The following is a 13,997-nucleotide window of genomic DNA, read 5'->3' as shown; positions in this document are numbered from 1 at the left end:
CCATTTTTTCCTGGAGCGCCCCATGACCCAGTCCCAGACCGATCTGCGCAACGGCCCTGACGCCAACGGCCTGTTTGGCGCGTTTGGCGGCCGCTACGTCGCTGAAACCCTGATGCCGTTGATCCTTGAACTGGCCCGTGAATACGAAGCGGCCAAGATTGATCCGGCGTTCAACGAAGAATTGGCCTACTTTCAGCGCGACTACGTCGGGCGCCCAAGCCCACTGTATTTCGCAGAACGCCTGACGGAGTTCTGCGGCGGCGCCAAGATCTACCTCAAGCGCGAAGAGCTGAACCATACCGGCGCGCACAAGATCAACAATTGCATCGGCCAGATCCTGCTGGCACGGCGCATGGGCAAGAAACGCATCATCGCCGAGACCGGCGCCGGCATGCACGGCGTGGCTACCGCCACCGTCGCCGCGCGCTTTGGCCTGCAATGCGTGATCTACATGGGCACCACCGACATTGAGCGCCAACAGGCCAACGTGTTCCGCATGAAGCTGCTGGGCGCCGAAGTGGTCCCCGTGGTCGCCGGCACCGGCACCCTCAAAGACGCGATGAACGAAGCCCTGCGTGACTGGGTAACCAACGTCGACGACACCTTCTACCTGATCGGCACCGTGGCCGGCCCGCACCCGTACCCGGCGATGGTGCGCGACTTCCAGGCCGTCATCGGCAAGGAAACCCGCACCCAGCTGCAAGCCCAGGAAGGCCGCCTGCCGGACAGCCTGGTGGCGTGCATCGGTGGCGGCTCCAACGCCATGGGCCTGTTCCATCCGTTCCTGGATGACACCAGCGTCGAAATCATCGGCGTTGAAGCGGCCGGCCACGGCATCGAAACCGGCAAGCACGCCGCCAGCCTCAACGGCGGAGTACCCGGTGTACTGCACGGCAACCGCACCTTCCTGCTGCAGGACGACGACGGCCAGATCATCGACGCCCACTCGATTTCCGCAGGCTTGGACTACCCCGGCATCGGCCCTGAACACGCCTGGTTGCATGACATCGGCCGCGTCCAGTACACCTCGGTGACAGACGACGAAGCCCTCGACGCCTTCCACAAATGCTGCCGCCTGGAAGGGATTATTCCGGCGCTGGAAAGCGCCCACGCGCTGGCCGAAGTGTTCAAGCGTGCACCGACCTTGCCAGCGGATCACCTGATGGTGGTCAACCTGTCCGGCCGTGGCGACAAAGACATGCAGACGGTGATGCACCATATGCAAACCTCCCAGCAGGAGAAACACTGATGAGCCGCCTGCACACCCGCTTTGCGCAGTTGAAAGAACAAAACCGCGCCGCCCTGGTGACCTTCGTCACCGCCGGCGACCCGGGGTATGACACCTCGCTGGCCATCCTCAAGGGCTTGCCGGCTGCTGGCGCCGACGTGATCGAGCTGGGCATGCCCTTCACCGACCCGATGGCTGATGGCCCAGCGATCCAGTTGGCCAACATCCGTGCGCTGGAAGCCAGGCAGAACCTGGCGAAAACCCTGCAGATGGTCCGCGAGTTCCGCAAGGACAACAACGACACGCCGCTGGTGCTGATGGGTTACTTCAACCCGATCCACAAATACGGCGTGCCGCAGTTCATTGCCGACGCCAAGGAGGCCGGGGTCGATGGCCTGATCGTGGTCGACATGCCGCCCGAGCATAACGGCGAGCTCTGCGACCCGGCCCAGGCCGCTGGCATCGATTTTATCCGCCTGACCACCCCGACCACAGACGATGTGCGCCTGCCGACCGTACTCAATGGCAGCTCCGGCTTTGTGTACTACGTGTCGGTCGCAGGCGTGACCGGTGCCGGCGCCGCGACCCTGGAACACGTCGAGGAGGCCGTGGCCCGCCTGCGTCGCCACACTGACCTGCCGATCAGCATCGGGTTTGGTATCCGTACACCGGAGCAAGCGGCGGCCATCGCGCGCCTGGCGGACGGTGTGGTGGTGGGGTCTGCGCTGATCGATCACATCGCCAACGCCAGCAGCGACCAGCAAGCGATCGATGGCGTATTGAGTCATTGCGCGGCGCTGTCGCAAGGCGTGCGTAACGCCCGTCGGTAAGCGCGCCTGTGTTAATTCTTGCGCTAGGCTTGTGGGGTGACATTCCGTCACCCCCCAAGCACTTCATGCCTATTGCCGTCTAACCGCCTCTGCAAGCCCCTGCCGTTCTTGCCTCCCGGTCGTTAAGTTAGCTGCATCAGAAGTCATTTGGCTCTCAGGAGTACATCATGGCATTTGATCTCATCACAGCATCAGACCGCCGTCATTCGACCTTGCAAAAGGGCTTCAACCTGCGCTGGCCGTTGGGCAATGTGCAGGGCGAGTCGTCACCCAATGGCGCGCAATGCATCTACCTCTGCCACAGTCCCCAGGACATCATCGATGCTGCGGCCGAGGCGCTGGCGGTCGTCCACGGGCGTATAACGGTTCGAAGCGGCGGCCACTGCTACGAAGGTTTCGTTAGCAACAAGATGCCCGGCAACAGCGACGAGGTGCTGTCGATACTGGATATCAGCGCACTGAACCAGGTGGTCTACGCTGCCGATGGGCAACTCGCTTCCCAGCTGCTACCCACGCGGCCCGAGCGCTACAGCTTTCGCCTGGAGGCCGGTGGGCAGAATTGGGATGCGTACGTCAGGTTGTACAAGCTGGCCAATAAGACACTGCCAGGCGGCTCGTGCTATTCGGTGGGTTTGGGCGGGCATATTTGCGGGGGCGGCTATGGGTTGCTGTCACGCAAACACGGCCTGGTTTGCGATTGGCTGCACGGTGTCGATATGTTGGTGCCGAACGCACTGGGCACCGGCCTGGAACCGGCGCATGTCTCGCGCGACAGCACAGACCTTGACGAGCTCGCCCTCTTCGCCGCGTGTTGCGGCGCAGGCGGCGGTCAATTCGGCATTATTACCAGCTACTACTTTAAGGCATTGCCCGAAGCACCGAAGGAGGTGCTGTGGCTGGTGTTGGAATGGGATTGGTCGCTGTTGACCGAGAAGTCCAGGCTCGACGACCTGCTCATCGCTTACCAGGACTGGTTCGCGCGCAATCAAAGCAACCCCGACACCTGGGGGCTGGCCACCAAATTGGAGATGCGCCATCAGCACACCGGTAATGTGACCCTGGGCATTCATTACGTTGATCGAAATGGAGAACTGCAGGACCAGGCACCCTTCGAAGATTTCGTCGCAACCATGCTCGGCGCCATTGGCCTGCCCGCAACCGAATGCCTGGTACCGTTTTACGTCGTGCATATGCCCAGCGGCGGCGCACGCGGGCGTTCCATCCAGGCGTTGCCCGACGCGCTGGCGGCCACGCGACGCCTGGATTGGCTGGTGTGCCAGCAAACCTTGAATGGTTCAGGGGACAATCTGCGCGGGCGCTACAAGTCTGCGTACCAAAAGGGTGAATTCACGCCTGCGGTGCTCCAGGCGATCTGGGACACGTTGCACCTGAACGACCCCGATGAACACCTGGCCCAGAGCCTGATACAAATCCAGTCGTTCGGCGGGCGAATCAACGCGCCCACACCGGCGGTTCGCAAAGAGTCGTCGGTCTCACAACGCTCGTCCTATCTGAAGTGGCAACCGCAGTGTTATTGGTACGAGGCCAGCGAGGCAGCGGACCAGGCACACGCCCGCTGGATTCAAGGACTGTTTTTCCAAGCCTTCGCCAACGACAACGGGGTTCCGCTCAACGATCAGTTCGAGGGCTGCTACATCAACTATCCGGACCTCGACATGACCCACATTGGCGGCGACCCGGCCAATCCGAAAAACCCTAACTGGTACAAGATTTTTGTCCCTGACCTCATGATCGAAAGCCGCCTGCGGCGCACCAAGCAGCATTGGGACCCGCACAATGTGTTTCGTAATGAGATGTCGGTGCCGTAAGCCGTAAAAAAGGGCGACCTCAAGGTCGCCCGATTTCAAAGCTCGATCCGCTCGACCTTGCCCACCAGCAACACGTAGGACAGCGCCCCAAGCAACGCCAGCACCGCAATGTAGGTAATCGCTGGCGCAAACGAATCACCGCTGGCGAGAAAGCCAATCACGATCGGCGTGGCAATGGCCGACAGGTTGCCGATGAAGTTGAACACGCCACCGGTCAGGCCCAACAGACGTGCGGGGGCAAGCGTGGACACCAGCGACCAGGTAATCGACGCCAGGCCATTGCCGAAAAACGCCAGCGCCAGGAAGGCAATCACCCAGGCTGTGGAGTCCACGTAGTTGGCGCCGATGATCGCGGTGGAAATCAGCAGCCCGCCAATGATCGGCAACTTGCGCGCAAAGCCCACCGAGGCGCCCCGGCGAATCAGCCAATCGGAGAAAATCCCCGAGCACAGCACGCCGACGAACGCCGCCAGAAACGGCAGCGAGGCCAGCAGGCCGGACTTGATGAAGTCCATGCCGCGATACTTCACCAGGTAGGTCGGGAACCAGGTCAGGAAAAACCATAGGGTCGAGTTCAGGCAAAACTGCCCCAGATAGATGCCCCACAACTTGCGCTTGCTCAGCACAATGCCGAGGTCGACCCAACTGAACGGCGCCTTGGTCGCTTGCGCCTGCATATCCACCAGGCCGCCGCCGTCGCGGATCAGCTGGATTTCCGCCGCGTTGGCGCCTTTGAAATCCTTGGGCTCGCGATACACCGCATACCAGATCACCGCCCATAGGATGCCGACACCACCGGTGGCGACGAACACCATGTGCCAGCCGAACGCATGCTGCAGCCAGGCCAGCACGGGGGTGAGAAACGCCAGCCCGACGAACTGCCCGGAGGTGTAGACGCCAATCGCCGTGGCGCGCTCGCGCTCGGGAAACCAGGTGGTCACGACCCGGCTGTTGATCGGGTAGGCCGGGGCTTCCAGGGCGCCGACGGCCATGCGCAACACGAACAAAGCGATGAAGCTGGCGGCAAAGCCGAGCATGACGGTGGCGATCGACCACAGCAGCAGGGCCGCAGTGTAGAGAATGCGCGGGGGCACGCGGTCTACCAGCCAGCCGCCAGGAATCTGCATGGCGGCGTAGGTCCAGCCGAACGCCGAGAAAATCAGCCCGACATGGACCGGGTCGATGCCCAGCTCGCTGGTCAGCGCAGGGGCGGCAATCGACAGGTTGCTGCGGTCGAGGTAGTTGATCACCACGGTGATGAACAGCAGCACCATGATGAAGAAGCGCTTTCGGCTAGGCGTGACTAAGGAAGCCTGTCCGCTTGAGGGTTCAGGATGCATGGGTGCCTCTTCTTGTGTTTATTGAGGGCTGAATAGGACTGACTGAAGAAACCGGATCAAAATGTGGGAGGGGGCTTGCCCCCGATAGCGGTAAACCTGCCGCAAAAGTGTTGCCTGACACTCAGCCATCGGGGGCAAGCCGCCTCCCACATTTCTAACCGTGTTCGATCAGTTGGAAATCACCACTCGGCAAAACTGCCGTCAGCATGGCGCCAGATCGGGTTGCGCCAGCGATGACCAATGGCCGCGCGCTCGATCACATATTCCTCGTTGATCTCAATGCCCAGGCCCGGCCCGTTGGGGATCTTCACGAAGCCCTGGTCATAGTCGAACACGCCGGGGTCGCGCACATAGTCGAGCAGGTCGTTGCTCTCGTTGTAGTGAATGCCCAGGCTTTGTTCCTGGATAAAGGCGTTGTAGCAAACCGCATCCAGTTGCAGGCAGGCCGCCAGGGCAATCGGGCCCAGCGGGCAGTGCAGGGCCAGTGCCACGTCGTAGGCTTCGGCCATGCTGGCGATCTTGCGGGTTTCGGTGATGCCGCCGGCGTGGGACGCATCCGGCTGAATAATGTCGACGTAGCCTTCGCTGAGCACACGCTTGAAGTCCCAGCGCGAGAACAGGCGCTCGCCCAGGGCAATCGGGGTGCTGGTCAGCGGTGCGAGTTCCTTGAGGGCCTCGTAGTTTTCGCTGAGCACCGGCTCTTCGATGAACATCAGCTTGTACGGGTCCAGCTCCTTCATCAGCACCTTGGCCATCGGCTTGTGCACGCGGCCATGGAAGTCGACGCCGATGCCCACGTTGGGGCCGACCGCATCGCGTACCGCCGCGACATTGGCCAGGGCCAGGTCGACTTTTTCGAAGCTGTCGACGAACTGCAGCTCTTCGGTGCCGTTCATTTTCACCGCTGTGAAACCACGGGCCACGGCCTCTTTGGCGGCGCGGGCAGTGTCTGCCGGGCGGTCGCCACCGATCCACGAATACACGCGGATCTTGTCACGCACCTGGCCGCCCAGCAGGTCGCTGACCGAAACGCCCAGGGCCTTGCCCTTGATGTCCCACAACGCCTGGTCGATACCGGCCAGGGCGCTCATGTGCACCGCGCCACCGCGGTAGAAACCGCCGCGGTAGAGCACGGTCCAGATGTCCTCGATATTGCGTGGGTCTTTACCGATCAGGTAGTCGGACAATTCTTCGACGGCAGCGGCCACGGTGTGGGCGCGACCTTCAACCACGGGCTCACCCCAGCCGGTGACACCCTGGTCGGTTTCGACCTTGAGGAAGCACCAGCGCGGCGGGACGATGAAGGTCGTCAGTTTGGTGATTTTCATCTGTTATCTCTCTTGTAGATGCGGCGCCCGCAGGCGCGGAACTTGGAATCAGCCCAGGGCTTTCCAGGCTGCGACGTATGCCTGGGCGCGGCTCGCGACCTGCTCCACGGACATGCCCGGCTTGAACAAGCCCGAGCCCAGCCCGAAGCCTTTGGCACCGGCGTCGGTGAATACCTGCATGTTGTCCGGGGTAATACCGCCTACCGGCAGCAACAACGTGCCCGCCGGCAATACCGCGAGCCACGCCTTGATCACCGCCGGGCCCATTTGCTCGGCCGGAAACAGCTTCAGCACGTCGGCGCCTTCGGCCAGTGCGGCAAAGGCCTCGGTCGGCGTGGCCACGCCCGGTGACAGGTACAGGCCCGCCGCTTTCGCCGCACGCAATACCTTGGCATCGCTGTGCGGCATGACGATCACTTGGCCGCCGGCGGCTCTGACCTGCTCGACCTGCTCGGGCGTCAACACCGTACCGGCGCCGATCAGGCAATCGGCGGGCAGGCTGTCGCGCAGGGTGCGGATGCTGGTGTAGGGGTCCGGCGAGTTCAGCGGTACCTCGATCACGCGGAAACCGGCCTGGTACAGTACCTGGCCGACAGCTTGGGCTTCGTCCGGACGCACACCGCGCAGGATCGCGATCAAACCGTTTTGTGCGAGTGCTTTCTTGAGCATGTCAGGCCTCCGTTACAGGTTGAGTGAGCCCGGCCGCCTCGGCCAGTTGCCACAAGCCGCGCTCGCTGGCTTCCTGCGCCAGGCTGACGTGGGCGAAGCCGCACTGGGCGAGGGCGCGTTGATAGCGGGCGCAGAGAGGGGCGGCGCCGACCAGGATGATCGGCTTGCGTTTGGCGCTGTCGGGTAAACCGGCGAGTTCATGGCCGATCAGCAGGCCGGACAGGTAGTCAGGCTGCTGCTCGGGCTTAAGTTCGGCGGTCAGCCCGAGGGTGCGGGCACTGAACAGGGTCGAGAGCACGCCGCGCTGGCCGTCCGCCGACAGCGCGACTGCCACGCCTCGGTCAAACGCCTCGGTGTGGAAATGTTCCGATGATTGCTGGGTACGTCCCAGGATGCTGTGCTTGCTCAATATGGCGAACAGCTCGCCGGTCATGAACGTGTCGAAGTGCGTAATACAGCCCTCGACCACCTCGACCCATTTGGAATGGCTGCCCGGCAGGCCGATCAGTACGTCGGTGGCGAGCCCGTGCAGCACACCGAGTACCTGGGTTTCTTCGCCGCGCATCACATTGGGCAGGCCGACCTGTTCGATCACGCCCGGCACGATATGCACATCGACGCCACGCATGCTGCGCACCTTGTGCAGTGCCTGGCCCAGGCTGGCAACATCCACCGGGGTGTTGCGATAAGCCGCTTCGCTCCAGCCCTGTGCGCTACCCACCATGCCGCAGGCGATCACCGGCAGTTCGGGCTGGGCGTCGAGCCAATCCCCGCAGGCGCTATCGAATGCCAACTCAAAGCCATTGCTGCAGCGAACACCCGCAATGTCACGCGGTTCGCTGGGCAAATGCATGATGCCCCAGGGCAGTGAGCGTTGTTCAAGCACCACGCCGGCGGGGCCTAGTTTGTAAGCACGAAGGGAGCTGGTTCCCCAATCGAGCGCGATCAATTGCGCCTGCATCGCTTCACCTGAAATGAGTGGGTGCTGAAAAAAGCAGATGGGCGAATATAAACCTATGCCTGGCAATATCTCAATATATAAATAACAGTCCCATATATTGGGAGATAAGCGCGCGAAATCTTACACACCCTTAGGAAGAGGCGAGTTGCGTCAGCACATAACGGTTAAAAAATAGACAGATCCAGCTCGCGCATCGCACCCATCCAGACCGCATAATCGGTGTGGTCCTTCAGGTCATCGCCGGTGTCAGGGTGCAGGAACACCACCAGGCCATTGCGATGCAGCGCCAACCACGGCAGCACCACGCCGATGTATTCCGGCTCGAACGCCAGCTGGCAACTCCAGTCCGGATGCGGGCCGACCGGACGCTCATGCACGCGCCCCATGCGTAGCGGAAAGAGCGCTGCCGCGTCTTCACACAAGGTGCGCGCCTGGTCGATCGTGCTGGCGTCGAAGTAGATATGGGCGTGATAGCCCTTGATACGTTGCATGCCGGACTCCGGTTCCACTGTGCAGCGATCCTAGACCGCAATCGACGGCAGGGCCAGCCCGGTCAATGACTGCGCGCTGCTGGCCTGCTCCGCCACCAGCCAATCGACAAACCGTTCGACCAACTGACGGCGTCGCTTGCGCTGAGGCTGCACCACGTAATAGCCGAAACGCGAGATCACTGTGTCGCTGATCGGCCGGCACAACCACTGCTGCTCCAGCAGGTCATCCACCAGATGGCGCCAGCCGATCGCAACGCCCTGGCCGGCAATGGCCGCCTGGATCAACAGCGTGTAATTGTCGAAGCGCAATTGGCCAGGGGTGGGCGCGGCGCTGATTCCCAGCTCGCGAAACACGCCGGCCCAGTCGAACCAGTGGCGGTTGTTTTCCTGGCGCAAGTGCAGCAACGGGTAGTCCGGCAGGGTCTGCACCGTCAGCGCTGTGGTCTGGTGCTTGAGCCACTGCGGGCTGCACACCGGGAAGACTTCCTCGTTGAACAGCCACAGGCTGTCGCCTTGCTTGAAGCGTCCGTCACCAAACAGCACCGCCACGTCGATGTCACTGCGCAGGCTGGCGTGGTTGCGCTCGCTGGTCACCAGGCTCACATCCACCTGCGGGTTGGCCTGGTGGAAACGATGCAGGCGCGGCATCAGCCAGTAGGCGGCGAAGGCGAAGTCGGTGGCCACTTGCAGCACTTCATGCTGGTCTTGCTCGGTGACGGTGCTCAAGCCCAGGTTAATGGTGTGCAGGCCGGTCTGGACGTGTTCGAACAGCAGGGCGCCCGCTTCGGTCAACTCGATGCCACGGTAGATGCGGTCGAACAAGCGGATCGCCAGCTGCTCTTCGAGGCGTTTGATCTGCTGGCTGATGGCCGGCTGAGTGGTGCCCAGCTCCATCGCGGCGGCGGTGAAACTGCGCTGACGCGCCGCCACTTCGAACGCGCGCAGCAGGTCGAGAGAGAGGTCGCCAAGCGCTTCATACATAAGCTGTGCTTATCCTAGGCATTGTTCTTCATGGGCTTTACCACGCGGTCAGCGGGTTGCATGCTCATTCGCATAAACACTGCCTATGGAATGCCGAGAACCCATGAAGCGCAAGAACATTCTTTTCATCATGGCCGATCAAATGGCCGCGCCGATGCTGCCGTTCTACGGATCTTCCCCGATCAAGTTGCCGAACCTGAGCCGCCTCGCCGAACAGGGCGTGGTCTTCGACGCCGCCTACTGCAACAGCCCGCTGTGTGCGCCTTCGCGCTTTACCTTGGTCAGCGGCCAGCTGCCAAGCAAGATCGGCGCCTATGACAACGCGGCAGACTTCCCGGCCGATGTACCCACTTACGCCCACTACCTGCGGCGCCTCGGCTACCGCACCGCGCTGTCGGGCAAGATGCATTTCTGCGGTCCCGACCAATTGCACGGTTATGAAGAGCGCCTGACCAGCGACATCTACCCGGCGGACTACGGTTGGGCGGTGAACTGGGACGAACCGGATGTACGCCCCACCTGGTACCACAACATGGCCTCGGTGCTGCAAGCCGGGCCGTGCGTGCGTACCAACCAGCTGGATTTCGACGAAGAGGTGGTGTTCAAGGCCCAGCAATACCTGTTCGATCATATCCGCGAAGACGGCGAGCAACCGTTCTGCCTGACCGTGTCGATGACCCACCCCCACGACCCGTACACCATTCCCAAGCCGTTCTGGGACCTGTACGACGACGCTGATATCCCCTTGCCCGCCACGCCGGCACAGGGCGATCTCGACCCGCACTCCCAGCGTTTGCTCAAGGTCTACGACCTGTGGGACAAGCCGCTGCCTGTGGATAAGATCCGAGATGCCCGCCGCGCTTACTTCGGTGCGTGCAGCTACATCGACAGCAACGTCGGCAAGCTGCTACAAACCCTGGAAGACACCGGCCTGGCCGATAACACCATCATCATCTTCTCCGGCGACCACGGCGACATGCTGGGCGAACGTGGCCTCTGGTACAAAATGCACTGGTTCGAGATGGCCGCCCGGGTGCCGCTGCTGGTCAGTGCGCCAGGGCAATTCGCGGCGCGCCGCGTGACCCAGGCCGTCTCGACCGCCGACCTGTTGCCGACCCTGGTGGAATTGGCCGGCGGCGATCTGGACCCACGCCTGCCACTGGATGGCCGTTCGCTGCTGCCGCACCTCAAAGGCGAGGGCGGACACGACGAAGTGTTCGGCGAATACATGGCCGAAGGCACCATCAGCCCGCTGATGATGATTCGCCGAGGCGCCTACAAATTCATCTACAGCGAAGACGACCCTTGTCTGCTGTTCGATGTGCACAACGACCCGCACGAGCGGGAGAACCTCAGCCAGTCACCGGAACACCGGCCACTGTTCGAGGCGTTTTTGAACGAAGCGCGGGCCAAATGGGACATCCCGGCGATCCACCAGCAGGTGCTCGCCAGCCAACGCCGCCGTCGCCTGGTATTCGAGGCACTGACCCACGGCAAGCTGAAGAGCTGGGATCACCAGCCTCTGGTAGACGCCAGTCAGCAGTACATGCGCAACCATATCGACCTCGACGACCTGGAGCGCAAGGCACGTTATCCACAACCCTGCCAAAACCAATAAATACAGAGGGAAGGCCATGCAAAAATTAACGGTTGTGCTGGGCATTCTGGCGTTGAGCAGCGCCAATGCCTACGCGGACGCCAGTTGTGAAACGGTGAAAATGGCCGACCCCGGCTGGAGCGACATCGCGGCGACCAACGCCATCACCGGTTTTCTGCTGAGCGGCATGGGCTACAAGGCCAAGGTCGACACCCTGGCAGTGCCGATTACCTTCGGCGGGCTCAGGGACGGCCAGGTCGACGTGTTCATGGGCAACTGGATGCCGGCGCAGCAAGGCTTCTATGACAAGTTCGTGGCGAACGGCGAGGTGGTGCAACTGGCGAAGAACCTCGACGGCACCGAGTTCACCCTCGCCGTACCGGACTACGTGTGGGAAGCCGGCGTGCATGATTTTGCCGATCTGAATAAATTTGCCGACAAGTTCGACAAGAAGATCTACGGCATCGGCTCCGGCGCACCAGCGAATATCTCGCTGCAGGAGATCATCAAGAAAAATGACTTCGAGCTTGGCCAGTGGAAGCTGATCGAGTCGAGTGAGCAGGCGATGCTGGCGGAAGTGTCACGGGCGGTGAAAAAGCAGAAATTCGTCACCTTCCTCGGCTGGACGCCGCACCCGATGAATGTGCAGTTGAAAATGCATTACCTCAAGGGCGGCGAGAAGTATTTTGGTGACACCGGCAGCGTCTACACGTTGACCCGCAAGGGTTATGCGCAAGCTTGCCCGAATGTGGGGAAACTGCTGACCAACCTGAGTTTCACTCAGGCCATGGAGAACAGCATCATGGCTGACGTGGTGAACAACAAGGTCAGCAATGCGGATGCGGCGAAGGCTTGGATCAAGGCCAATCCGGCGGTGTTAGACAAGTGGCTGGAAGGTGTGAAGACGCTGGATGGCCAGGATGCGTTGGCCGCTGTGAAAGCCAAACTCTAAGACACACCACGATCCAAATGTGGGAGGGGGCTTGCTCCCGATAGCGGTGCTTCAGTCAATACATCTGGTGACTGACACACCGCTATCGGGAGCAAGCCCCCTCCCACAAGGACCTGTGTGTACTGATAACCTGAGCCCAACCCTTGAATCCGAGCCTGCGATGCCCCGGCCCAACCGCCACACACTATTCCCCTTCCTCAGTTGGCTGCCGCGCCAAACCCGCGCCACTGTGGGCCGGGATGCCGTCGTCGGCCTCAGCGGCGCGGTACTTGCGCTGCCGCAGTCGATTGCCTACGCACTGATCGCCGGGCTCCCACCAGAATACGGGCTGTACGCGGCCATCGTTCCGGTGTTGATCGCTTGCCTGTGGGGCTCGTCCTGGCACCTGATCTGCGGTCCTACCGCGGCGATCTCCATCGTGCTCTACGCCAGTATCAGCCCGCTGGCGGTGCCGGGTTCCCAGGATTACGTCACCTTGATCCTGCTGCTGACCTTCCTCGCCGGCGTTTTCCAATGGCTCTTGGGCATGCTGCGCTTCGGCGCGCTGGTGAATTTCGTCTCCCATTCCGTGGTACTCGGTTTTACCCTCGGCGCCGCCGTCGTAATTGCCCTCGGGCAGTTGCCCAACCTACTGGGGCTGGAGCTTCCAAGCCAGGCCACCGCCATCAACAGCCTGCTGGCGCTGCTCAAGCATGCCGGCGAGTGGGACCGCGCCTCGCTCGCTCTGGGCTTGGGCACCTTGCTGGTGGGCGCGCTGCTCAAATACCTGATGCCACGCTGGCCTACCCTGTTGATCGCCCTGGCCCTGGGCAGCCTGGCCGCGTGGCTGTGGCCGGCGCTGTTCGGGCATGTGGCGTTGGTCAGTGCGTTTATCGGCCAGCTACCGCCCTTGCGTTCATTGCCAATGGATCTGGATACGATCCTGCGCCTGCTACCGAGTGCCGTGGCAGTGGGCATGTTGGGCCTGGTCACCAGCCTGTCGATTGCGCGTTCCCTATCGGCCCGTTCCCAGCAATTGCTCGACGCGAATCAGGAAGTCCGAGCTCAGGGTTTATCCAATATCATCGGCGGATTTTTCTCCGGGTATGTGTCGGCGGGTTCCTTCACCCGGTCCGGTCTCAGTTACGAGGCGGGGGCCTGCTCGCCATTGGCCGGCGTGTTTTCCGCGCTCTGGGTGGCGCTGTTCGCGCTGTTTGGCGCGGGGCTGATCGCACACATTCCGATCCCAAGCATGGCGGCGAGCATCCTGCTGATCTGCTGGGGGCTGGTGGACCGCCGAGGCCTCCGTGCGTTGTTCCGTGTGAGCCGCGCCGAATTTGTGGTGATGGGCCTGACGTGTATTGCCACCTTGCTGCTGGAACTGCAAACGGCGATTTATGCGGGGGTACTTGCATCGCTGTTTTTCTACCTCAAGCGCACTTCGCAACCGCGCATTCAGCAGTGGCGCGACGGTGACGAGGATGTATTGCGAGTGGGTGGCTCGATCTTTTTTGGCGCCAGCCACTACCTGCAAGTGCGCCTGCAAAGTCTGCAGGGCGAGCGGGTGGTGATCGAGTCACAGCAGATCAACTTTATCGACTATTCCGGGGTGGAGATGCTGCATCAGGAGGCGCGGCGGTTGGCGGGGTTGGGGCGTAGCCTGACCTTGCGCGGGGCCAGGCCACAAGTCGTTGAAGAGTTGAAGAAACTGGAAGGGCCAGACAAGTGCCCCATCCATTTCGAAGACTGAACGCGGTCAAAAATGTGGGAGGGGGCTTGCCCGCGATAGCGGTGTTTCAGCCAACCTATGGG

At 61.8% G+C, this 13,997-nt stretch carries 12 protein-coding genes; 6 read left to right on the top strand and 6 right to left on the bottom strand.

The features are described 5' to 3' along the window. The first annotated feature begins 22 nt into the window (after nt 1-22). The 3 genes from trpB to C4J93_RS00165 all read left to right on the top strand — a co-directional run bounded on the left by trpB (nt 23) and on the right by C4J93_RS00165 (nt 3,887). Nucleotides 23-1,249, top strand: a complete 1,227-nt coding sequence (gene trpB, locus C4J93_RS00175; RefSeq protein WP_124428269.1) for a tryptophan synthase subunit beta — start codon at nt 23-25, stop codon at nt 1,247-1,249. Next, the gene (trpA, locus tag C4J93_RS00170) at nt 1,249-2,058 is read left to right on the top strand and encodes a tryptophan synthase subunit alpha (protein ID WP_124413423.1); all 810 of its coding nucleotides are present in this window, start codon (nt 1,249-1,251) and stop codon (nt 2,056-2,058) included. Before trpB ends, trpA begins: the two co-directional genes overlap by 1 nt. 167 nt (nt 2,059-2,225) lie before the next feature. Beyond that, the gene (locus C4J93_RS00165) at nt 2,226-3,887 is read left to right on the top strand and encodes a BBE domain-containing protein (protein ID WP_124428268.1); all 1,662 of its coding nucleotides are present in this window, start codon (nt 2,226-2,228) and stop codon (nt 3,885-3,887) included. Nucleotides 3,888-3,922: 35 nt separating this feature from the next. On the opposite strand, the gene C4J93_RS00160 is transcribed toward C4J93_RS00165, so the two are convergent. The 6 genes from C4J93_RS00160 to C4J93_RS00135 form a co-directional block, all read right to left on the bottom strand. Beyond that, nucleotides 3,923-5,227, bottom strand: coding sequence for an MFS transporter (locus tag C4J93_RS00160; RefSeq protein WP_124365257.1), 1,305 nt, complete (start codon nt 5,225-5,227; stop codon nt 3,923-3,925). Between the two features lie 179 nt (nt 5,228-5,406). After that, complete coding sequence (gene dgoD / locus C4J93_RS00155; protein WP_124369059.1) at nt 5,407-6,555, bottom strand: galactonate dehydratase; 1,149 nt, start codon at nt 6,553-6,555, stop codon at nt 5,407-5,409. A gap of 48 nt (nt 6,556-6,603) precedes the next feature. Continuing rightward, the gene (locus C4J93_RS00150; protein ID WP_124428267.1) at nt 6,604-7,224 is read right to left on the bottom strand and encodes a 2-dehydro-3-deoxy-6-phosphogalactonate aldolase; all 621 of its coding nucleotides are present in this window, start codon (nt 7,222-7,224) and stop codon (nt 6,604-6,606) included. A 1-nt stretch (nt 7,225) separates the two neighbouring features. Then, nucleotides 7,226-8,185, bottom strand: coding sequence for a 2-dehydro-3-deoxygalactonokinase (locus C4J93_RS00145; protein WP_124428266.1), 960 nt, complete (start codon nt 8,183-8,185; stop codon nt 7,226-7,228). A 164-nt stretch (nt 8,186-8,349) separates the two neighbouring features. Next, nucleotides 8,350-8,676 carry a DOPA 4,5-dioxygenase family protein gene (locus C4J93_RS00140; protein ID WP_124360599.1) on the bottom strand — a complete coding sequence of 109 codons (327 nt, stop codon included), beginning with the start codon at nt 8,674-8,676 and terminating at the stop codon, nt 8,350-8,352. Nucleotides 8,677-8,706: 30 nt separating this feature from the next. Continuing rightward, complete coding sequence (locus C4J93_RS00135; protein ID WP_124428265.1) at nt 8,707-9,657, bottom strand: LysR family transcriptional regulator; 951 nt, start codon at nt 9,655-9,657, stop codon at nt 8,707-8,709. A 103-nt stretch (nt 9,658-9,760) separates the two neighbouring features. On the opposite strand from C4J93_RS00135, the gene betC reads away from it, so the two are divergent. From betC to C4J93_RS00120, 3 genes are all read left to right on the top strand, one after another. Beyond that, nucleotides 9,761-11,275 (top strand): choline-sulfatase, encoded by a 1,515-nt coding sequence (betC, locus tag C4J93_RS00130; protein WP_124428264.1) that lies wholly within the window; start codon nt 9,761-9,763, stop codon nt 11,273-11,275. Between the two features lie 16 nt (nt 11,276-11,291). Next, entirely contained in the window at nt 11,292-12,206 is a 915-nt protein-coding gene (gene choX / locus C4J93_RS00125) for a choline ABC transporter substrate-binding protein (protein WP_124428263.1), read from the top strand. 160 nt (nt 12,207-12,366) lie between these two features. Further along, the gene (locus C4J93_RS00120) at nt 12,367-13,935 is read left to right on the top strand and encodes a SulP family inorganic anion transporter (protein WP_124428262.1); all 1,569 of its coding nucleotides are present in this window, start codon (nt 12,367-12,369) and stop codon (nt 13,933-13,935) included. Nucleotides 13,936-13,997 lie beyond the last annotated feature (62 nt).

Source organism: Pseudomonas sp. R2-37-08W, from assembly GCF_003851705.1.
In the GTDB taxonomy this organism is placed as follows: Bacteria; Pseudomonadota; Gammaproteobacteria; order Pseudomonadales; family Pseudomonadaceae; genus Aquipseudomonas.
This window is presented reverse-complemented; position numbering and strand designations above follow the sequence as displayed.

Coding starts and splice junctions, on each gene's coding strand:
- dgoD (WP_124369059.1), bottom strand. CDS start 6,555: ATGAAAATCACCAAACTGACGACCTTCATCGTCCCGCCGCGCTGGTGC.
- C4J93_RS00145 (WP_124428266.1), bottom strand. CDS start 8,185: ATGCAGGCGCAATTGATCGCGCTCGATTGGGGAACCAGCTCCCTTCGT.
- C4J93_RS00165 (WP_124428268.1), top strand. CDS start 2,226: ATGGCATTTGATCTCATCACAGCATCAGACCGCCGTCATTCGACCTTG.
- C4J93_RS00120 (WP_124428262.1), top strand. CDS start 12,367: ATGCCCCGGCCCAACCGCCACACACTATTCCCCTTCCTCAGTTGGCTG.
- C4J93_RS00135 (WP_124428265.1), bottom strand. CDS start 9,657: ATGTATGAAGCGCTTGGCGACCTCTCTCTCGACCTGCTGCGCGCGTTC.
- C4J93_RS00160 (WP_124365257.1), bottom strand. CDS start 5,227: ATGCATCCTGAACCCTCAAGCGGACAGGCTTCCTTAGTCACGCCTAGC.
- trpA (WP_124413423.1), top strand. CDS start 1,249: ATGAGCCGCCTGCACACCCGCTTTGCGCAGTTGAAAGAACAAAACCGC.
- betC (WP_124428264.1), top strand. CDS start 9,761: ATGAAGCGCAAGAACATTCTTTTCATCATGGCCGATCAAATGGCCGCG.
- C4J93_RS00140 (WP_124360599.1), bottom strand. CDS start 8,676: ATGCAACGTATCAAGGGCTATCACGCCCATATCTACTTCGACGCCAGC.
- trpB (WP_124428269.1), top strand. CDS start 23: ATGACCCAGTCCCAGACCGATCTGCGCAACGGCCCTGACGCCAACGGC.
- choX (WP_124428263.1), top strand. CDS start 11,292: ATGCAAAAATTAACGGTTGTGCTGGGCATTCTGGCGTTGAGCAGCGCC.
- C4J93_RS00150 (WP_124428267.1), bottom strand. CDS start 7,224: ATGCTCAAGAAAGCACTCGCACAAAACGGTTTGATCGCGATCCTGCGC.